At 66.4% G+C, this 20,750-nt stretch carries 15 protein-coding genes; 6 read left to right on the forward strand and 9 right to left on the reverse strand.

All coding sequences use genetic code 11. From position 1 onward, the window contains the following. The first annotated feature begins 122 nt into the window (after nt 1-122). The 4 genes from V9K93_RS19470 to mtnC all read left to right on the forward strand — a co-directional run bounded on the left by V9K93_RS19470 (nt 123) and on the right by mtnC (nt 4,085). On the forward strand, nt 123-1,550 hold the full coding sequence (locus V9K93_RS19470) for an amino acid permease (protein WP_032128776.1): 1,428 nt from the start codon (nt 123-125) through the stop codon (nt 1,548-1,550). 544 nt (nt 1,551-2,094) lie between these two features. Further along, complete coding sequence (locus V9K93_RS19475) at nt 2,095-2,736, forward strand: methylthioribulose 1-phosphate dehydratase (protein WP_136640002.1); 642 nt, start codon at nt 2,095-2,097, stop codon at nt 2,734-2,736. Nucleotides 2,737-2,828: 92 nt separating this feature from the next. After that, on the forward strand, nt 2,829-3,386 hold the full coding sequence (locus V9K93_RS19480) for a 1,2-dihydroxy-3-keto-5-methylthiopentene dioxygenase (RefSeq protein ID WP_049467060.1): 558 nt from the start codon (nt 2,829-2,831) through the stop codon (nt 3,384-3,386). A 3-nt stretch (nt 3,387-3,389) separates the two neighbouring features. Next, on the forward strand, nt 3,390-4,085 hold the full coding sequence (mtnC, locus tag V9K93_RS19485; protein WP_337303070.1) for an acireductone synthase: 696 nt from the start codon (nt 3,390-3,392) through the stop codon (nt 4,083-4,085). Between the two features lie 123 nt (nt 4,086-4,208). Here mtnC and V9K93_RS19490 read toward each other — a convergent pair whose 3' ends face one another. The 7 genes from V9K93_RS19490 to V9K93_RS19520 all read right to left on the reverse strand — a co-directional run bounded on the left by V9K93_RS19490 (nt 4,209) and on the right by V9K93_RS19520 (nt 16,213). Next, nucleotides 4,209-6,827: a beta-mannosidase gene (locus tag V9K93_RS19490; RefSeq protein WP_337303071.1), complete on the reverse strand. Its 2,619-nt coding sequence runs from the start codon at nt 6,825-6,827 to the stop codon at nt 4,209-4,211. A gap of 76 nt (nt 6,828-6,903) precedes the next feature. Beyond that, entirely contained in the window at nt 6,904-8,130 is a 1,227-nt protein-coding gene (locus V9K93_RS19495; RefSeq protein WP_337303072.1) for an AGE family epimerase/isomerase, read from the reverse strand. Continuing rightward, the gene (locus V9K93_RS19500; protein WP_337303073.1) at nt 8,127-9,122 is read right to left on the reverse strand and encodes a carbohydrate kinase family protein; all 996 of its coding nucleotides are present in this window, start codon (nt 9,120-9,122) and stop codon (nt 8,127-8,129) included. The genes V9K93_RS19495 and V9K93_RS19500 overlap by 4 nt, the downstream gene beginning before the upstream one ends. 7 nt (nt 9,123-9,129) lie before the next feature. Further along, nucleotides 9,130-10,443: an L-fucose:H+ symporter permease gene (gene fucP, locus V9K93_RS19505; protein WP_100468323.1), complete on the reverse strand. Its 1,314-nt coding sequence runs from the start codon at nt 10,441-10,443 to the stop codon at nt 9,130-9,132. A gap of 60 nt (nt 10,444-10,503) precedes the next feature. Next, nucleotides 10,504-11,553 carry a LacI family DNA-binding transcriptional regulator gene (locus V9K93_RS19510; protein ID WP_014037023.1) on the reverse strand — a complete coding sequence of 350 codons (1,050 nt, stop codon included), beginning with the start codon at nt 11,551-11,553 and terminating at the stop codon, nt 10,504-10,506. A gap of 96 nt (nt 11,554-11,649) precedes the next feature. Then, a complete protein-coding gene (locus V9K93_RS19515; RefSeq protein ID WP_337303074.1) occupies nt 11,650-14,115 on the reverse strand; it encodes a GH92 family glycosyl hydrolase in 2,466 nt (821 codons plus the stop codon). 847 nt (nt 14,116-14,962) lie between these two features. Beyond that, nucleotides 14,963-16,213 carry a DUF819 family protein gene (locus V9K93_RS19520; RefSeq protein WP_337303075.1) on the reverse strand — a complete coding sequence of 417 codons (1,251 nt, stop codon included), beginning with the start codon at nt 16,211-16,213 and terminating at the stop codon, nt 14,963-14,965. 134 nt (nt 16,214-16,347) lie between these two features. Here V9K93_RS19520 and V9K93_RS19525 point away from each other — a divergent pair, with 134 nt between their 5' ends. Beyond that, the gene (locus V9K93_RS19525) at nt 16,348-16,758 is read left to right on the forward strand and encodes a VOC family protein (protein ID WP_295382274.1); all 411 of its coding nucleotides are present in this window, start codon (nt 16,348-16,350) and stop codon (nt 16,756-16,758) included. A 103-nt stretch (nt 16,759-16,861) separates the two neighbouring features. On the opposite strand, the gene V9K93_RS19530 is transcribed toward V9K93_RS19525, so the two are convergent. Together V9K93_RS19530 and V9K93_RS19535 are read right to left on the reverse strand one after the other, a co-directional pair. Next, nucleotides 16,862-18,145, reverse strand: coding sequence for a sensor histidine kinase (locus V9K93_RS19530; RefSeq protein ID WP_136639991.1), 1,284 nt, complete (start codon nt 18,143-18,145; stop codon nt 16,862-16,864). Further along, on the reverse strand, nt 18,132-18,845 hold the full coding sequence (locus V9K93_RS19535; protein ID WP_136639992.1) for a response regulator transcription factor: 714 nt from the start codon (nt 18,843-18,845) through the stop codon (nt 18,132-18,134). Before V9K93_RS19535 ends, V9K93_RS19530 begins: the two co-directional genes overlap by 14 nt. A 112-nt stretch (nt 18,846-18,957) precedes the next feature. On the opposite strand from V9K93_RS19535, the gene V9K93_RS19540 reads away from it, so the two are divergent. Then, nucleotides 18,958-20,679 carry an ArnT family glycosyltransferase gene (locus V9K93_RS19540; protein ID WP_489686276.1) on the forward strand — a complete coding sequence of 574 codons (1,722 nt, stop codon included), beginning with the start codon at nt 18,958-18,960 and terminating at the stop codon, nt 20,677-20,679. Nucleotides 20,680-20,750 lie beyond the last annotated feature (71 nt).

The following is a 20,750-nucleotide window of genomic DNA, read 5'->3' on the forward strand; positions in this document are numbered from 1 at the left end:
CTACGGCATCCGCAACAGCAAGCTGGCCAAGTCCTCCTGATCCGCCTACGGGCCGGCCCTGCGCCGGCCCGTCCGTTTTCCCCGCGCGCCCGTTGCGGCGCGCTTCGACAAGACCACCACACATGTTCAAGCAACTGTGGGCCACCAAGCACCCGCATGCCGCCCATGAAGACGCCAACGGCCTGAGCCTGCGCCGCCACCTCGGCCCGTGGGGCCTGACCGCCCTCGGCATCGGCGCGGTGATCGGCGGCGGCATTTTCGTCATCACCGGCCAGGCCGCCGCCAACCACGCCGGCCCGGCCATCATGCTGTCCTTCGTACTGGCGGCGATCTGCTGCGCCTTCTGCGCGCTGGCCTATGCCGAATTCGCCTCGATGGTGCCCGTCTCCGGCAGCGCCTACACCTATACCTACGCCACCTTCGGCGAACTCTCTGCCTGGTTCATCGGCTGGATGCTGGTGCTCGAATACGGCGTCTCCGCCTCGGCGGTCGCGGTCAGCTGGACCGGCTACTTCCTCAGCCTGCTCAGCCAGTTCGACATCCATCTACCGGCGGCGCTGGTCAGCGCGCCACTCGACGCGCAGCTGCGCCCGACCGGCGCGATCGCCAACCTGCCCGCCGCCGCACTGGTGCTGCTGCTGACCTGGCTGTGCTACGTCGGCATCAGCAAGTCCTCGGCGATGAACATGGCGATGGTCGTGCTCAAGACCGGCCTGATCGTGCTGGTCATCGTGGTGGGCTGGAAGTACGTGGACACCAGCAACTGGACCCCGTTCATTCCGGCCAATGAAGGCCCGGGCAAGTACGGCATGGAAGGCGTGCTGCGTGGCGCGGCGATGGTGTTCTTCGCCTACATCGGTTTCGAGGCGGTGTCGGTGGCGGCGCAGGAGTCGAAGAACCCTCAGCGCGACATGCCGTTCGGCATGATGCTGTCGCTGGTGATCTGCACCGTGCTGTACATCGCGATGGCCGCAGTGATGACCGGCCTGGTGCCGTTCCAGCTGCTGGGCACCGACGAGCCGGTGGTGACCGCGGTGGCCGCGCATCCGCAGCTGGGCTGGTTGCGCTGGGTGGTCGAGGTAGGCGCCCTGGTGGGCCTGTCCTCGGTGGTGCTGGTGATGATCATCGGCCAGCCGCGCATCTTCATGATCATGGGCCGCGACGGCCTGCTGCCGCCGGTGTTCACCAAGATCCACCCGAAGTACCGCACCCCGCACATCAACACCGTGATCACCGGCATCGGCATCGCCCTGCTGGCGGCGCTGTTCCCGCTGGACATCCTCGGTGAACTGACCTCGATGGGCACGCTGATCGCGTTCGCGGCAGTCTGCGCGGGCGTGCTGATCCTGCGCCGCACCCAACCGGACCTGCCACGTCCGTTCCGCATGCCGATGGCGTGGCTGATCTGCAGCCTGGGCGTGCTGAGTTGTCTTGCCCTGCTGTCGGCGATGACGATGCACAACTGGATGCTGATGGGCGTGTGGACGTTTGTCGGCTTCGTGATCTACTTCTGCTACGGCTTCAGGCACAGCCGCCTGCGCGGGAAGTAAGGTTTTCTGCATTGCAGGGCCTGCGGCCCTGCACCCGCTGGGGCAACAGCAACAGCAACAGCGGGTCTGAAGGTTTGGCGGGGAGGGGTGAGATTGCGGGGGACGCTGCAAGTACGTCCCTGTATGCTCGATCGCCGCATCCATGCGGCTCACGCCCCCGCAATCTCACCCCTCCCCGCCCCCGACAGCGTCCTGGCGCGTCCAGTAGATCCACGCCATGCGTGGATGAAGCGTTCCGGGAAATGAATGTTCGGGGACGAATCTGCTGTAGAGCGGAGCCATGCTCCGCTCCGAGCAAGCGGAGCGAAGCGACCCGCTTCTGCCTTTCCTTCTTCAATCCGTGGCTGGCCGCACGGAATCTGTCCGTGGCCGGTCGGGTGGGCTGTGCAGGGGTGTCCGCGGCATGGATGCCGCGGCCAAGCCCCCAGGGATGGGTTCACGGCGTCCCCTGCACAGCCCACCCGACCGGCCAATCCATGGAATCTGCTTCTGACGCCAGCCACGAGGGGCTCAGCCGTTGGCCGAATCCAGTAAAATCGCCCCCATGAACGCCCCCACCTTCCCCTACGACACCGCGCGCCTGAGCGAACTGGCCCAGCTGCTGATCGACAACGTCCGCGAACTGGCCCACGCCGGCTGGACCCCGGCCACCAGCAGCAACTTCTCCCACCGCCTGGACGACCGCCACGCCGCGATCACCGTCTCCGGCAAGGACAAGGGTCGCCTGATCGAGGACGACATCATGGTGGTGGACTTCGACGGCCAGGCCGTCGGCCGTCCGCTGCGCCCGTCTGCCGAGACGCTGCTGCACACCCAGTTGTATCGTCGCTTTCCCGAGATCGGCTGCGTACTGCACACCCACTCGCCGGTGCAGACCATCGCCTCGCGCCTGTACGCGCCGCAGGGCCACATCCGGGTCGAAGGCTACGAGCTGCTGAAGGCCTTCGCCGGCAACAGCACCCATGAGATGGCCATCGATATTCCGGTGTTCGCCAACACCCAGGACATGAACGTGCTTTCGAAGCAGGTCGATGACCTGCTCGACCGGCAGAACCTGTGGGGGTACCTGATCGACGGCCACGGCCTGTATGCCTGGGGCCGCGACATGGCCGAAGCGCGCCGGCACATGGAAGCCTTCGAGTTCCTGCTGCATTGCGAGCTGGAGCTGCGCAAGCTGCGCGGCTGAACCCGCGCGCAGGTGCAGATGCCGATCCGGAATCTGCACCTCGTGCCCACCCTGCTACCCTGTCTTCCCCCCGAGACGTTCAAGCTGCCGCCATGAGCCGACTGCGCATCTACGACGACACCCGCCCCGAATCGCCGCTGCTGGACACCCAGGACGGCGCGGTCATCGCTGCCGAACTGCAGAAGATCGGCGTCACCTTCGAACGCTGGCAGGCCACCGCGCCGGTCGCGCCGGGCGCCAGCCAGGATGAGGTGTTCGCCGCTTACCGCGCCGACATCGATCGACTGGTCGCCGAGCGTGGCTTCAAGAGCGTGGACGTGGCCTCGATCGCCCCGGACAACCCGAACCGCGCCGAGCTGCGCAAGAAGTTCCTCGACGAACACTTCCACAAGGAAGACGAGGTGCGCTTCTTCGTCGCAGGCTCCGGCCTGTTCACCCTGCACGTGGGCGACAAGGTCTACGAGATCGAGTGCGTGAAGGACGACCTGATCGCCGTACCCGATGGCACCACCCACTGGTTCGACATGGGCGATGAGCCCAGCTTCGTGGCGATCCGCTTCTTCACCGAGCCGGATGGCTGGGTCGGTCACTTCACCGGCACCGACATCGCGCAGAAATTCCCCCGTTACATTCCGACCCAGGCGTCCTGATCCATGCAGCCCCGCGTCATCCTGACCGATATCGAAGGCACCACCAGCAGCATCTCGTTCGTCAAGAACGTGCTGTTCCCCTATGCCCGCAAGGCCTTGCCCGCGTTCGTCGCCGAACACGGCCAGCAGCCGGAGGTGCGCCGCTGGCTGGATGCGGTGGCTACCGAGATCGGCGGCGCCTGCCAGGACAGCCTGGTGGCCGAGACGCTGCAGGGCTGGATCGACCAGGACCGCAAGCACACCGCACTGAAGGCGCTGCAGGGCCTGATCTGGGACGAAGGCTACCGTCGCGGCGACTACACCGCGCACTTCTACCCGGAAGTGGCGCCGGTGCTGAAGGGCTGGCACGCCTCCGGCCTGCCGCTGTACGTGTATTCCTCCGGCTCGGTGCCGGCGCAGAAGCTGTTCTTCGGCTTCAGCGATGCCGGTGACCTCAGTCCGCTGGTGTCGGGCTGGTTCGACACCGAAATCGGCGGCAAGCGTGAGGCCGACAGCTACCGCCGCATCGTGCAGGCCATTGGCGTGCCGGCCGGCGAGATCCTGTTCCTGTCAGATGTGGTCGAGGAACTGGACGCCGCCCGAGACGCCGGCCTGCAGACCCGCCTGATCGATCGCCTGGATGACTACCCGCTGCCGCGCACCGGCCAGGCCGCCAACGGCCACGAGCGCGTCGAGAATTTCCAGCAGATACTGCTATAAGCAGGAAGGTGTCCGGACCAACGGTCCGCACCTACCCGACTCCGCTTCTGGTAGATGCCAACCTTCGTTGGCATGCTCCTGGTGTGCCAACCAAGGTTGGCACCTACCAAAGCGGAATACCCCTCAACGGTCGTTGAGGGTCTTCACCTTCAGCGCTTCGCGCAGGGCAGCCAGGTCCACCGGGCCGCGAACCGCAATGTCGCGGGTTTCGCCGGGCAGCAGGTCGAGCAGGTTGTCTTCCACCTGCACGTCCAATGCACCAAAGTCGATCCACGCCGAACGCACGTAGGCCGCGCTTTCCAATCGCAGACGATAGTGGTCGCCTTCAATGGACAGGCTGGCCTTGAGCTTCTGCCGCGGCAGGATCTGATCCTTGGCTTCGACGAATCCGACCACCTGGCGGGCACTCACCGCCCCGTTCTGCAGCAGCTCGAACACCGCCACGGTGCGCTTGGGGTCGGTACCGGCCAACAATTCGGCATCGCGGAAATCACCGATCGAGGTGACACCGGCAGCGGCCAGCGTCACCGCTTCCTCGCGACGGCGCAGCACCTTGCCGTCCACGTCCATCACCCGCAGCCGCCAGCGCGCATCCAGCGCGGCCCCGTCATTGAGCAGGCGCACCCGCGTACTGCCCTCATCACGCAATGCCGCCAGCGTGACCGGCGCGAAGAAGCGCCGCGCGGCGAAGTGCAGCGCCTTCCAGCGACCGAAGTAGTCCACGCTGGACCATGAAGCACCTGGCCAGACGTCGTTGAGCTGCCAGTACAGCGAGCCCATCGTGTACGGCCGCGAGGCGCGATGGTGCAGCGCCGCCAGTGCGATGCCATCGGCCTGCATCACCTGGCTCAGGTAGACGAAGTCCTCGAAGTCTTTCGGCGTGCCATAGCCCAATTCAATATAGTGCAGCAAGCGGCTGTTGCCCTCGCCCGCCATGAACTTCTGGTGCGCGCGGATCACCGGGCTGTCGATGCGCTGCTCGGCGCGGGTGGCGATCTGGTCCACCGTCGCCACCGACGGCCATGCCTGCAGTCCATATTCGGACATGAAGCGCGGGGTCTCACGCAGGTAGGCCTGCACCGGCAGTGCCGGATTGCCCCAGACCTGCCAGTAGTGCTTGTCGCCGCGGGTGGAATCGTTCGCCTTTTCATCCAGATCGTTGCTGGGCGAGCTGGACCAATACGGCACGCCCAGCCCTTCCTCACCCACTACCTGGCGCAGATCATTGCCGAACAGGTCGACATAGCCCTGCCAGACCTTCGCCGCAAATGCCGGGTCGGCCGCCTTCAGGTCGCGGCCGTGGCCCCAGTCCTTCCAGGCGGTTTCTTCCTCGTTGTTGCCACACCACAGCACGATGCTGGGGTGATGGCGCAGCCGGCGCACGTTGTCGCGCGCCTCGGCCACCACGCTGGCACGGAAGGCCGGATCGTAGCCCGGCTGCATGCCGCCGCCGAACATGAAGTCCTGCCAGACCAGCAGGCCCAGCTCATCGGCGATGTCGAAGAATGCATCTTCCTCGTAGTAGCCGCCGCCCCAGTTGCGCAGCATGTTCATGTTGGCGTCGCGCGCGGCGGTCAGCACCTGGCGCAGTCGTGCGGCATCGACACGTGCGGGGAAGGCATCGAACGGAATCACGTTGGCGCCCTTGGCGAAGATGGGCGCGCCATTGATGACGAAAGCGAAGCCCTGCCCGCCCTTGCCGTCTTCCTCGCGGCGCAGTTCAACCGTGCGCAGGCCGATGCGCTGCTCGCGCGCCAGTGTTGCATCGGCGCCACCGTCCAGGCGAGCCTGCACCGTATAGCGGTCCTGCGCACCATGGCCCACCGGCCACCAGCGTCGCGGCGTGGCCAGCTCAACCGGCAGCTCAACCGTGTTCTGGCCGGGCTTCAGCAGCACCGTGCGTTGCACCTGGGCCACGCTGCGTCCCTGCGGATCGCGCACATCGACATTGACCACCGCAGAACCGGCAGCGCTGCCCTGCTCCACCTGCAGCAGCACCGCCAGCTTCGCCTGCTCCGCGCTCAATGCATCGGTACGCACCGCCAGATCGGTCAGGCGGTGCGCGTCCCAGGCCTGCAGTTCGACCCCGCGCCAGACGCCGGCGGTGACATAGCGCGGGCCCCAGTCCCAGCCGAAGTGATAGGCCGGCTTGCGCGCGAAGTTGCCGACCATCGCGTCTTTGGGCTCATCACCATAGGGTGAAGGATAGTTACCAGCAATCTTGTGCGGCATCGCCCGCACACCCGGCAGCAGGGTGCGGATCGGTGAACGGAATACGATCTGCAGTTCATTGTCCTTGGCGCGCAGGCGTCCCTCCACGCGCGCTCGCCAGGTACGGTGCGCATTGTCCGCGCGCAGCAGCGGCTTGCCGTTGAGCCTGACTTCGGCATAGGTGTCCAGCCCATCGAAGCGCAGCTCGGCATTGGGCTTGGCCAGCGTCGCCGCGTCCACGTCGAAGCGGGCGCGGTATTCCCAATCGGCCAGGCCGATCCATTGCAGCTCGGCCTCGGGTGCACCGACGTACGGATCGCGGATCAGCCCATGCGCCAGCAGGTCGGTGTGCACGCTGCCCGGCACCTTCGCGGCCCGCCATTGCTGCAGGCCCGGGTGGGCTGCACCCTGGGCGTCGCCGGGCAGCATGCGGAATTCCCACTGCGCCTGCAGCGGGGCTGCAGCCAACGGGAAGGAAATGGCTGCAATCAGCAGCAGGAGCAGACGGACAACGAGGGAAATGCGATGCACGTGATGCTCCTGTTTTCCGCCGGGCGCGGCCCGGCGCTACCGATTCCGATTCATCATGCGTACGGCGCTACGCGCCTCAACGCACGACGTTCAACACTTCGTAGCACGCACCCATGGTGTGGTAATCCACCTTGCCGGCCGGACTCTTCTCGTCGCTGTACTTGCGGTTGTCGGCATCGAGGATGCGGAACCAGGCGCCGTACTGGTGATCGACGAAGTGCTCCCAGGAGTACGCCCAGATGCGCTCGTACCACTGCCAGTAGCGATCATCACCGGTACGCTTGGCCATCAGCGCGGCGGTCGCCAGCGTCTCGGCCTGCACCCAGAAGTACTTGTCGTCGTCGCAGACGAAGCTGTCGCCGCCGATCGGCGCGCCATCCATGCCGGGCTGGCGGCGCGATTCGGGAGCGAAGCCGTAGTACAGGCCGCCCCGGGCGTCGTCCCAGCTGCGTGCGACGGCGACGTCGAACAGGTGCTGCGCGGTCGGCACCAGCCAGTCGGCCTGCACGTGACGATCGAGGATCAGCAGCAGCTTGGCCCACTCGGTCTGATGGCCGGGCTGGAAGCCCCACGGGCGGAACAGGTGCTTGGGGTCGTCCAGGTTGTAGTCCCAGTCGATTTCCCAGTTCACATCGTAATGTTCCCAGACCAGGCCACCGGCCTTGGCGGCCTGGCGGCGGGTCATGTTGTCGGCCAGCTGCAGCGCGCGCTCGACATAGCGCTGCTCGCCACTGGCCTCGAACGCCGCCAGCATCGCCTCGCACATGTGCATGTTGGCATTCTGGCCGCGGTAGCCGGTGAAGTTCCACTGGCCGTCAGCCTCGTCCTTGTACAGGCCGTGCTGCGGCTCCCAGAAGCGCGCTTCCAGCAGCTGCCAGGTCTCGTCCATCCACTCGCGGGCCTGCTCGACACCGGCCTTCAGTGCGCAGCTGTAGGCCAGCAGCACGAAGGCCACGCCGTAGCAGTGGTTCATGTCGTCCTCGACCTTGCCGTCGCGCAGGGTCCAGGCATAGCCGCCGGTGGCCGGGTTGCGGTGCACCTCGCGCAGGTAGCGCACGCCATGCTCGACGGCCTCCCTGTACTCGGCATTGCCGAACTCACGGTAGGCCATCGCGTAGTTGAAGACGAAACGGGTGCTGCTCACCAGGTGGCGGTGGCTGGCATCGTAGATGCTGCCGTCATCGCGGAAGTAGTGGAAGAAGCCACCGTTCGGATCGATGCAGCGCGGATGGTAGAACGCCATCGTGTCGGCGATATGCGCGCGCAGGAACGCGGGTGAACGGAAATCGGGCGGGATGCTCATGCAGTAATGTCCTGTGCCTGCAGCAGCTGCTGCACTTCATCGAGCGAGGGCATCGCGGCGAACGCGCCCTTGCGGGTAACCGCCAGCGCACCCACGGCGGCGCCGAAGCGCAGCGTGGCGGCGATCGCGTCCGGGTCCTGGCAGAACGCGGCGAAACCCGCGCCCGCCCCACCGCGCTGCAGCAGGCCGACCAGCACGCCGCCGACGAAGGCATCACCGGCCGCCGTGGTGTCGACCGTAGCTACGCGGAAGCTGGTGACCATGCCGTGGTTGTCACGGGTGTACCAGTGCAGAGTGGCCGCACCATCGGTGACGATCACCCAGCGCGCCTGCGCGGCCAGCAGGCGACGCAGCACCAGCGCCTCGCCGTCATCGCCGAGCGGTGCTGCCAGGTAGTCCAGTTCCTCGCGCGACAGCTTGACCAGGTCGGCACGTTCCAGCGCCTGCCACAGGCGTGGCGTCGGATCCTCGTTCGCCGGCCACAGGGCCGGACGCAGGTTGAGGTCCAGGCTGACCACCGCACCGGCGGCGCGGGCGCGGTCCATCCCGGCGAAGGTCGCTTCGGCGATGGCCGGCTCGGTCAGGCTGTTGGAGCACACGTGGAAGCACTGTGTGCCGTCGAAGCACGCGGCCTGGAAGTCGCTGTCACGGAACAGCAGGTCGGCCGCCGGCGGGCGGTAGAAGCTGAAGCTGCGCTCGCCGCTGGCATCCAGCGCGACGAAGGCCAGCGCGGTCTTGGCCGCGTCGGTGCGCACGATGTAATCCGTGCCCACGCCGTGCTCGACCAGGCTGTCGGCGAGGAAGTCGCCGAACATGTCACGGCCCAGCATGCCGACGAACTGGGTCTTCGCGCCCAGCCGCGCAGCCGCTACCGCGACGTTGGCCGGCGCACCGCCGGCGTACTGCAGGAACGCGCGCGGCGTGTCGGCCGAGGCCGGCGGCTGCGCTAGTAGATCGATCAAAATTTCGCCGAAGCAGACAATGGCACCCATTCCGGACTCAGCCTCCCTGCGTTGCGGAAGCCGGCGTACGCGCGCCGACCAGTCCGTAGAAAATGATGTAGCCGTAGCACAGCAGCGGCAGGATGAAGCTGGCCTGCACGCCGATGTGGTCGGCCAGCACGCCCTGCAGGTACGGCACCACGGCGCCGCCGACGATGGCCATGATCAGCAGGCTGGAACCCTTGTTGGTCAGCGGGCCCAGGCGCTCGATGCTCAGCGCGAAGATGGTCGGGAACATGATCGAGTTGAACAGGCCGATCGCCACCACCGAGTACAGCGCAACGCTGCCGGAGGTCAGCATGGTCGTGGCCAGCAGCGCCACGTTGACCAGCGCGAAGATCGCCAGCAGGCGGCTCGGCGAGAAGCGCGCCAGCAGCGCCGAGCCCGCAAAGCGGCCGATCATCGCCATCGTCCAGTAGGCCGACACGTAGTGGGTGGCTTCCTGCTCGCTGAAGCCGCCGATGCTCGGCATCGACAAGTAGTTGACCAGGAAGCTGCCGATCGACACTTCGGCGCCGACGTAGAAGAAGATGCCCAGCACACCCAGCAACAGGTGGCGCTTGCGCAGCGCATCCAGATAGCTGTGGTGGTGGCCCTGGTCGGCCTGCTCGGTGGCGTCGCTCAGCGCCGGCAGGCGGAACAGGAACACGAACAACGCCAGCAGCACCAGCGCCACTGCCAGACCCACGTACGGGCCCTGCACAGCCTGCGCCTCGGCGGCGCGGTAGGCCAGCTGCTCGGCGGCCGGCAGCGCGCTCAGTTCATCGGCGCTCTTGACTGTGTTGGACAGGATCAGCATGCCGCCGAAGATCGGCGCAATGGCCGTGCCCAGCGAGTTCAGCGCCTGCGCCAGGGTCAGGCGGCTGGAGCTGGTCTGCTCCGGGCCCAACAGTGCGACGTAGGGATTGGCAGCGACCTGCAGCACGGTAATGCCGGTGGCCAGCACGAACAGCGCGCCCAGGAAGGCGCCGTACACGCGCAGCTCGGCCGCTGGCCAGAAGCCCAGCGCGCCGATACCAGCAATCACCAGGCCGGCCACGATGCCCTTCTTGTAGCCCAGCGCCGCCACCAGGCGACCTGCCGGCAGCGACATCAGGAAATAGGTGCCGAAGAAGGTGAACTGCACCAGCATCGCCTTGGCATAGTTCAGCTCGAACACCGCCTTCAGGTGCGGGATCAGGATGTCATTGAGGCAGGTCAGGAAGCCCCACATGAAGAAGATCGTGGTGACCACGGCCAGCGCCTTGCCGTTGGTGACGGCGGGTGCGTTGCCCGAAGAACCCGATGGACGGGGCGTTGCGGAGATCGGCATGCGGTACGCGCCTCGATGCGCGGAAGGTCGTTGTTGCGTGGAAGGGGTGTATGGAAGGAATCAGTTCGGTCGTGCGGCACTGCTTTCGCGGATGCGCAGCTGCACCGGCGCGACCGTGCGCCGTGGCGGCGCGTCCGGTTCGTCCAGTCGTTGCAGCAGCAGCGCGGCAGCCTGCCGGCCCCGCTCGCGCGGGTCAGCGGTGAGCGTGGTCAACGGCGGCACCGCCACCGACGCTTCGGAAATATCATCGAAACCGGTAACGGCAAAGTCACCGCCCGGACGGATGCCACGCGAATTCAAGCCCAGCATCAAGCCCAGCGCGACGGTGTCGTTGTAGCAGACCGCTGCACTCGGCCGATGGCCGTCGGCAAACAGCTCATCGGTGCGCGCCGCAGCTTCCAGGCGGTTCGGCGCCGACTCGATCATCCAACCCGGCGGCAACGACAGCCCAGCCTCGGCCAGCGCCTGCTGGAAACCGGCGCGGCGCTGATGGCACGAACTGGATGCCGCGTGGCCACCGAAGAAGGCGATCTGGCGATGGCCGCGCTCGATCAAGTGGCGCGTGGCCAGGTAGGCGCCGTGCTGGTTGTCCAGGGTCAGGAAGTCCCAGTCGGCCCCCTCCAGTTCGCGGTTGAACAGCAGCACGTTGGCATTGGCACCCAGCGCCTGGCGCAGCAGCGCGGTGTCACTGCCTTCGGCCGGCGACAGGATCAGGCCGGCCGGGGTGTGTTCCATCAGTGTCGAAAGCACCGCCTGCTGGCGCTCCGGCGATTCACCCGTGCTGCCCAGCAGGGTCACGTAGCCGCGCCCGCCCAGCGCCTCGTCCACGCCCGAAGCGAATTCGGCGAAGAACGGGTTGGACAGATCGTTGATCACCAGCGCGATGCTCGACGAGGTCCGCCGGCGCAGGTTGGCAGCGGCGCGGTTGTAGACATAGCGCTGGCGGCGCAGTTCGGCCTCGACCTTGGCGCGGGTATCAACGTTGACCAGCGGGCTGCCGCGCAGCACCAGCGACACGGTTGCCCGTGACACGCCGATGGCACGCGCGATGTCGGTCACCGTCACCGCCTTGCCGGCGCGCTTGCTGGGACTGCTGCCGTTGTCGTTCATCGTCTTCCCGGACTCCGCTGGATGCTCAAGCCTAATGGATCAGGGCCCTGTCGTGCCGTGCCGTTCGCTGGGTGACCGCGAACGGCACAGTCCGTCTCAGCGCAGCTGGCTGCCCGGTGCCGCGCACCAGGATACCGGCAGGTCCTTCACCGCCGTGCCCCAGCCCTGCTCCGGCGCCTTCGCATCGAGCGCGAACTGCAGGCGCGGGCCCTGCCGCAGGCGGTTCCAGTCCAGCCACACTGGTGCATGCGCCTGGCCATCGACCTGCACGCCCTGCACGTACTGCAGGCGGCGGCCATCGGCGCCCGGCGCATCGATGCGCAGGGTGCGGCCATTGCCCATGTCCACCTCCACCTTGCTGAAGCGCGGCGTGTGCAGCAGGAACTGGCCACTGCCCGGCACCGCCGGGTACACGCCGATGGCACTGAACAGGTACCAGGCCGACATCGTGCCGAGGTCATCGTTGCCGGTCACGCCATTCGGTGCATTGGTGAACAGCTGCTGGGCAGCGCGCACCACGGCGGCGGTCTTCCACGGCTGGCCGATCAGCGTGTATAGCCAAGGCGAGTGGAGGTCGGGCTCGTTGTTCGGGTTGTAGCGGAACTGGTTGTAATAGCTGTACGGCCCGACCACCCACTCCTTGCGCGCGGCATTGAGCGGATCGGCCTGCAGCGCGTCCATCGCGAAGAATGCATCGAGGCGGCGGCCGGCCTGTTCGCGGCCGTCCATCGCTTCGACCAGGCCCGGCACGTCCTGCTGCGCCAGCCACTGGTACTGCCATGCCGTGCCTTCATGGAAACCGTGGTGCGAGCGCGGGCTGTAGTGGCCATCGGCCGGCGTATACCACTGGCCATCTTCGGTACGCGGGCGCGGGAAACCGGTGAAGCCGGTCTCGGCGTCACGCACCTGCGGATCCCACACCTTGCGCCAGTTGCGGCCGCGCTCACGCAACGTCGCCGCGTCCTGCGCATGGCCAAGCCCATCGGCCATCTGCGAAAGCGCGCAGTCGGCCAGCGCATATTCCAACGTGGCCGAGCCGCCGTGGTGCGGATCGACGTCCATGCCCTTGGACGGGAACGCGCGGTCGTAGACCACGTAGCCCTTGTCCAGGTAGGTCGGGTTGCCGGAGCGACCGGCCATGCGCGAGTTCAGCGGCGGCGTACCGAACGCATTGCGACGCAGCGCATCCCACGCCTGCGATTCACGGCCCTTGAGCGCACCGAAGCGCCAAAGATCGACCATGAACGGCGTGACCGGATCGCCGGTCATGATGTTGGTCTCGAAGTTGGCATAGCCCCAGCGCGGCAGCCAGCCACCCTGCTCGTCGATCGCCAGCAGGGTGCGGCCGATGTCCCGCGCCACGTCCGGGCGGGTCAGCGCCAGCCACTGGTTCTGCGCGCGGTAGGTATCCCACAGCGAGAAGTACTCGTAGTAGGTCCAGCCATCGGCACGGTGGATGCCATCGTCATAGCCGCGATAGCGGCCGTCGGCATCATTGCCGGTCATCGGCTGCAGCAGCGCGTGGTAGGCCGCGCTGTAGAACACGGTGCGGTCATCGGCCGTACCGCCCTGCACACGTACCCGCCCCAGCTGCTCACGCCACGACTGCTGGGACAGCGCGCGCATGCGGTCGAAGCCGAGCAGCGCCCCACCCTGCATGCCCTCCGCGCGCAGGTTGGTGCGCGCGCCTTCGGCATCCACGTGCGAGATCGCGCTGACCGCTGTCACCGACTGGCCCTTGCCGAGATCGAAGCTGAGCCAGGCACCGTTCGGCTTCTGCTCGCCTTCCATGCTGTGGCGCGCGCCGGGCAGGCCACCGCCCTCGCCCCAGGTGCCATGCGCCTTGAACGGACGGTCGAACTCGATGCGGAACCAGGTGGTGTACTGGTGCCCGCCACAGAAGCTCTTGGTGACCAGCTTGCCTTCGACCACGCGGTCGCCGACCACGTCGACCACGCTGCCGATCACCGAATGGCGCTCGTTGGCCTGGCCGACGTTGACCAGCACGTGGCCATCGCCACTGCGCTGGCTGAAGGTGTAGCGCTCGGCTGCAGCACGCGTACGTGCAGTCGCCTCCGCATCAATGCCGCCGTAGCTGGTCAGCCGCACCTTGTAATAGCCCGCTTGGCCGATCTCGCCGTCATGGGTGTACGACGCGGCGTAGGCTTTATGGTCAAACTTCTTCGCATTGCCAGTATCGAAATCGCCGCCCGGACCGATCGAGCCCGTGACCGGCAGAACCGACACCTGGCCGCCCTGCTCCCAGCAGCCGGCGCCGGAGATGAAGGAGTGGCCGAAACCGCGGATCTTCTCGTCGTCGTAGCGCCAGCCCGAATAGTGGCTGCCGATCGGGCTGACCTGGATCAGGCCGAACGGCGCCGATGCGCCCGGGAACGTGTTGCCATCGTCCTTGCTGCCGATGAAGGTGTTGACCTCGCGCTCCAGCGCAGCCGGCGCCGCCTGCAGCAGCATCGGCGCCGCCGACAGTGCGAGCAGGCAGGCCAGGCGCACCAGCGGGCGCGTGGACAATGGGACGGCGGGAGCGGACGGCACTGGACGCATGTCGGGTTCCTGTAGTCGATGACGCGGAGGCAGACGGCCGGGGCCGTCCGACACCGTTCCGCTGAGCCCTGCCCTGACCTGCAGAGAGCTCCCCCTGGAATGACGCCCGACCCACCAGACCGTGAATTTAGATCGATTCAAGTAGAGCATGCAGGTTCAGCCGAATGCATTCTGCGGCGCAGCATGAGAGAGGGTGTTCGGCAGGGCTGCGCCCTGCACCTGCCGAAGCCGAAGCAACAGCAAAAGCCGGCTGTCCGTGGGATGGCGGGGTGGGTCCGGTTGCAGGGGGCGCCGTAAATACGTCCATGTAGGCTCGGTCGCCGCATCCATGCGGCTCACGCCCCCGCAACCGGACCCACCCCGCCTTCGACAGATCTCCGCGATCTGCGGTAGATCCACGCCATGCGTCGATCAATCTCTGACAGATAACGAAATCAATCGGGGTCAGATCCGTTTTCCAAAGGAAAACGGATCTGACCCCACGACCCCATGTCGTTCCAGGATCAATCCAACCGTCACCGGGAAACTGTCCAAGGCGGGCGGGGGGGGGGGGGGGGGGGGGGGGGGGGGGGGGGGGGCCGCCCCCCCCCCCCCCCCCCCCCCCCACCACCCCACCTTCGACAGATTTCCGGTGACGGCAAGAAACATCCGGGGTCGGATCCGTTTCCTCTGGGAAACGGATCCGACCCCTTCTTTGTTCATGGATACCCGTGAAATGCATCCACGCATGGCGTGGATCTACCTGGTGGCAGGCAAAAAGAAAGCCGAGCGTGGGCTCGGCTCTACACGGGGAGCGCGGGTTCACGGCACTTGCCGTGAACCCGCAACATGTCCGTCAGGTCAGAACTCAGGCACCGGCCATCCACTTCAGGATCAGGCCGGTTACATAGGCCAGCCCCGTGCCTGTGGCATAGCCGACCGTACCCAGCAGCACGCCTACCGGCGCCAGTGTCGGATGGAAGGCCGCTGCGACCACCGGGGCAGATGCCGCCGCACCGATGTTGCCCTGCGAACCAATCGCGAAGAAGAACAGCGGTGCGCGCAGCAGCTTGGCCACTACCCACAGCACCAGCACATGGGTCGCCATCCAGATTGCACCAAGCAGGAACAGCCACGGCCGATCCAGCAGCGACAACAGGTTCATCTGCATGCCGATGCAGGCGATCAGGAAGTACAGGAACACCGTGCCCAGCCGCGATGCACCGGCGGCTTCCAGGCGGCGCGCGCGGGTGAAGCTGAGCGTCAGGCCCATCGCGGTGGACAGCAGGATCACCCACACGAACTGGCTGTCCAGGCTGAACTGGCTGGCCCAGCTGACGTTGGACTTGAACCAGCCCGACAGCGGCGCGGCGATCGCATGCGCAAGGCCGACGCCACCCAAAGCCACACCCACAATCACCATCAGGTCGGTCATGCTGGGAATGCGTGCGTTCTGCGCCTCGTAGGCACTGATGCGTGCCTTCATTTCGTCGATGGCACGGGTGTCGGCACCGTTGCGGGTGTCGATCTGCTGCGCGCGGTTGGCCATGAACAGCAGGATTGCCATCCACAGGCTGGCGCAGGCCACATCGACTACGGCGAACTGGCCGAAGGTGGTGGCATCGGTACCGAACACTTCGCGCATGGCGACCATGTTGGCACCGCCACCGATCCAGCTGCCGGCCAGTGCGGCCATGCCGGCCCAGGTATCACCGGCCACCGTTTCCGGATGGATCAGCTTCATCACCTGGAACGAGACGATGGCACCGAGCATGATGCCGGCGGTGCCGGCACAGAACACCAGCAGCAGCTTCGGACCCAGCTTGATGACGCCCTTCAGGTCGATCGACAACGTCAGCAGGACCAGCGCGGCAGGCAACAGCGCATCACGCGCGACCGGGTTGTACAACGAAGTGTTGTGGCCATCGATGACACCGGCGGTGTTGTAGATGGCCGGAATGAAGTAACACAAGAGCAGTGCCGGCACCCAGGCGAAGATCTTCTTCAGCAAGGGCGTCGGACCACTGGCAGCCCAGAAGATCAGGGCGAGGGTGGCGGCAATCAGGCCCAGGCCAACGATGTCGTTGCTGATCAGGGCAGTAGCGGGTTCGGTCGGCATGGGATCCTCTGTCGATCGAAAGAGCGGGAAAAAAAAGCGCCGCATGAAGCGGCGCAGGATGAGATTAACATTGTCTTCACGCCGGGTCATGCTGCAGTGCCGACCACGACCACATCCCCTCAGGGAGCCCACTCATGCAGCTTGGCGCCTTTTCGGTCAGCCTCTCGGTGAAGGATCTCGCGGTTTCCCGCACCTTCTACGAGGCCCTCGGCTTTTCAGTCACCGGCGGTGACCCGGCGCAGAACTGGCTGGTGATGCGCAGCAACGGCACGGTGATCGGGCTGTTCCAGGGCATGTTCGAAGGCAATCTGCTGACCTTCAACCCCGGCTGGGACCAGCACAAGCAGGAACTGCCCCGCTTCCAGGACGTGCGTGAGCTGCAGGCCGCACTGGATGCCCAGGGCATCGAACTGGCGGTCCGCACCGATCCTGATGGCCAGGGTACGGGCTATCTGCAGCTGGCCGATCCCGACGGCAACGTGATCCTGATCGACCAGCACGTGGCGCGGCCGGCGGGCGGTGACGCGGACAACATGCCAACCTAGATTGGCATCTACCGGGACACGGCCAGCCATTGCCTGGGTAGGCGTCGACCTTGGTCGACGGACAGCATGCCAACCCAGGTTGGCATCTACCAGGGCATCTGGATCAGGATGGGCGGGAGGCGCTGAAGTCCAGGCTCGCCCGCGTGCCACGCGGTTCGCAGGGTTGCAGTTGCAGGGTCCAGCCCAGGTGCTCGCACAGCCGCGCGATCAGGTCCAGGCCGATGCCGCCGCGGTCGGTTCGCTCGCCCCGCGCCATCCGCGCATGGATCGCCGCGATCTCCTCGGGGCTCATGCCATGACCGGGGTCCTGCAGGGTCAGCACCGCCGACGCACTCAGCCGCAGTTCGATATGCCCACGCCCACTGTTCTCGATGGCATTGCGCAGCAGGTTGCCGATCGCCGCCTGCACCACCGCCAGCGGCGCAACAATGTCCACCGGCGCCGCCTGGATACCGATGCTCAGGTCCTTGTCGCCCAGCAGGTGTCGATGATCGTCGACGATCTCCGGCAGCAACTGGTCCAGCGCGATGCGCTCGGCACGCGAGGCCAGGCGATCGGGATCACGGGCCAGTACCAGCAGCAGCTCGATCAGCTGCTCCACGCCCTGTGCGGTGCGCAGCACGCGCTGGATCTGCTGGCGCGCACGCTCGGGCAGGCCCGGCTGCTCCAGCGCCAGCTCGGCGGCACCGGTCATCACCGCGATCGGCGTGCGCAGCTCATGGCTGGCCGTGCTGATGAACACCCGCTCGCGTTCGACGAACTGCTCGTTGCGATCCAGGTAGTCGTTCAGTGCATCGGCAATCGTGTGCAGCTCGGAGCTGCCGCGCGGATCAACATCGATGCGCTGGCCCTGCGCCCCCGGCCGCAACGTGGCAATGTGCTGGGCCAGCAGGCTCAGCGGGCGCACCATCCGTTCCATGCCGAACGAGGCCATCAGTACGGTAACGAAGATCATGATCACGCCCGCCAGCATCACCCAGCGGGTCGCGAACTGCTCCAGGTCGTGGAAGTCGGAGATGTCCAGCGCCAGCGCCACCCGTCCCATCGACTGGGTCTCGCGCACCATCACCGCCATCTCGCGGCCCTTCACCATCACCCCGTCATGCAGTCCGGGATGCAGGGTGCGCAGGCTGTCGGGCAGGTTGATCGCATCGAAGCGGTAGAGACTGAGCGTGTCCGAATCCTGCCAGCGGTAATGCGGCTCGTGTTCAACATGCTCGACGATGCTGTCCAGTTCGGAATTGAGCAGCGCGCGCCACGCCGCGTGCTCGGCATGCTCATGCACGTAGTTGCCAACGCTGAACACCGCCAGTGACAGCAGGGCCAGGTACCCCAGCAACCACCACAGCACGCGCCGGTACAGCGGGCCGGGCTTACGCACCTTCATCAGGATCCTTGCCAGCGTCGCTGCCGGCGGTCACAGCCAACCGATAACCGACCCGCGGCAGGGTATGGATCAGCTTTTCGCCAAATGGCCCATCGACGCTGCGGCGCAGTTCGTAGACGTGTGAACGCAGCAGGTCGCCATCCGGCGGCTCGTCACCCCACAGGGCAAATTCCAGCTGCTGGCGGGTGACCGCACCGGGACTGGCCCGCATCAGCACCTCCAGCAGTTTGCGGCAGGCCGGGTACAGGTGCAGCACCTGGCCCTCACGCTGGGCTTCCAGGGTCGCAAGGTCCAGCACGAGGTCGCCGACCTGCAGCCGCTTGCGCGGGTTGCGCCCCTGTGCGCGCAGCAGCAGGGCCTCCAGCCGTACCTCCAGCTCAGGCAGCGCGAATGGCTTGGTCAGGTAGTCATCGGCACCGGCACGGAAGCCGGCGATCTTGTCCGGCAGTTCGTCGCGCGCGGTCAGCATGATCACCGGCACCTCCGAAGCATGCTCGGCGCGCAGCCGGCGCAGCACCTCGGGGCCCTCCATGCGCGGCAGCATCCAGTCCAGGATCACCGCATCGTAGGGGTGGCTGCCGGCCAGGTGCAGGCCGGTGATGCCATCCGGGGCCACGTCGAGCACGTGCCCGCGCGACTCGAAATAGTCGAACAGGTTGGCCACCAGCTGGCGGTTGTCCTCGATCACCAACAGACGCATGCACGAAACATCCACGGAAGTTCGTAGCATGGTAGCGCTGCTCATGTCGGAATGCGGTCGCCCTGCCCCGTTCTGACGCTTTTTCCACCTTTGTCACCTCAAAGTGGCTGTTTTGCTCCCGGAGCCTGCCGTGCCCGTAGCCTTTCCCCGCCAATGGCGCCTGCCCCTGTTGTGGCTGCTGATCATCGCTGCGCTGGCAGCGGGTATCGGTCTTCGGCAGCCACAGCCACCGGACGAGCCGCGCTTCGTGCTGGCGGCCAGGACCATGGTCGAGAGCGGGCAATGGCTGTTGCCGCACCGTGGCGTCGAGCTGTATGCGGAAAAGCCGCCGGTATTCATGTGGCTGCAGGCGGTCGCCTATGAAATTGTCGGCAGCTGGCAGTGGTCGTTCCTGTTGCCGTCATTGCTGGGTGCCCTGCTCAGCCTGTGGCTGGTGTCGGATCTGGCACGGCGGCTGTGGACACCGCGGCATTCCGTCTATGCCCTGGCCGCGCTTTTCTGCACCCTGCAGTTCGGGTTGATGGCCAAGCGTGCGCAGATCGACATGGCGCTGGTCGGTATGACCACCGTGGCCCTGTGGGGGCTGATGCGCCATCTGTGCGAACGTCGCAACCTGCCTGCACTGTGGTTGGCGGGGTTTGCCGCCGGGCTGGGTACCGTGACCAAGGGCGTGGGCTTCCTGCCGCTGCTGATGGTGCTGCCCTGGTTCGGCTGGTGGCTGTACCAGCGCCGTCGCGGGTACACCGTGGACGGCCCGCATCCTGCCACGCTGCTGTGGCTGATTCCCGCGTTCCTGCTGGGCGTGGGAGTGTGGCTGGCGCCGCTCGGCTGGGCCCTGCTGCATTCACCCAGCGCCGAACTGCAGGCCTACGCACATGAACTGTTGTTCAAGCAGACCGGCACCCGCTACGCCAATGCGTGGCACCACCGGCAGCCGGTCTGGTACTACCTGCAGGTGATTCTGACGCTGTGGCTGCCCGGCAGCCTGCTGCTGCCGATGTTGTTCAAGCCCTGGTGGCGCCGCCTGCGTCGTGGCGACCGTCGGCAGTGGCTGTTGCTGGGCTGGGCCGTACTGGTGCTGGTGTTCTTCAGCGCCAGCCCGGGCAAGCGCGAGGTGTACCTGTTGCCGATGCTGCCGGCGCTGGCCCTGGCCGTAGCGCCGCTGCTGCCGGGCCTGCTGCGCCGCCTGTGCGTACGCCGCTACCTGTTCGGCTACAGCATGGTGCTGATGCTGGCCACCGGCGTGCTCGGCGTGATGTTGATGACCGAACATCCCTGGGCGGTGGCTCAGCTGGAACGCCGTGCAATGCCGGACACCCTGCTGCCAGTGCTCGGTGATGGCCTGCTGACCTTCGCCATCGCCCTGGCCACGCTGATCGTGTGGTTGCGGGTACGTCGTGCTGCAACGCTGGTACTGCTCACCCACGGCATGCTGTGGATGCTCTACGGCCTGGTGCTGATTCCGGCGCTGGATCCGTATGCCTCGGCTTCGGCGCTGATGCGCAGGGTCGGCGCGCGGATCGGCCCGGACGCCGAACTGGCCCTGGTCGCCTGGCGCGAACAGAACCTGTTGCAGGCCGACCGCCCAGTGCGCGAGTTCGGCTTCAAGCGGCCGTGGGCCGAACAGTGGCATGACGCCGGCCCATGGCTGGCCGAGGCACCGGGCAAGCGCTGGCTGCTGGTGCTGGACGATGCAATGAGCCCCTGCGTGGACCCGGCCAAGGTGATTGATATTGGTGTTGCCAATCGCAATCGTTGGCAATTGCTTCCAGGAACGGCATGGGATCCCGAGTGCCATGCCGAACGGACCGGGTCGACCGCCGAAGAAGACTGAACGTTGATATGTGCCGGGCAAACATTAACCCGGCACGAACGAGCGTCCGACCCTTCTCCGACATCCAGATG

The organism is Stenotrophomonas sp. CCNWLW162 (assembly GCF_037203745.1).
Lineage (GTDB): Bacteria > Pseudomonadota > Gammaproteobacteria > Xanthomonadales > Xanthomonadaceae > Stenotrophomonas > Stenotrophomonas maltophilia_AQ.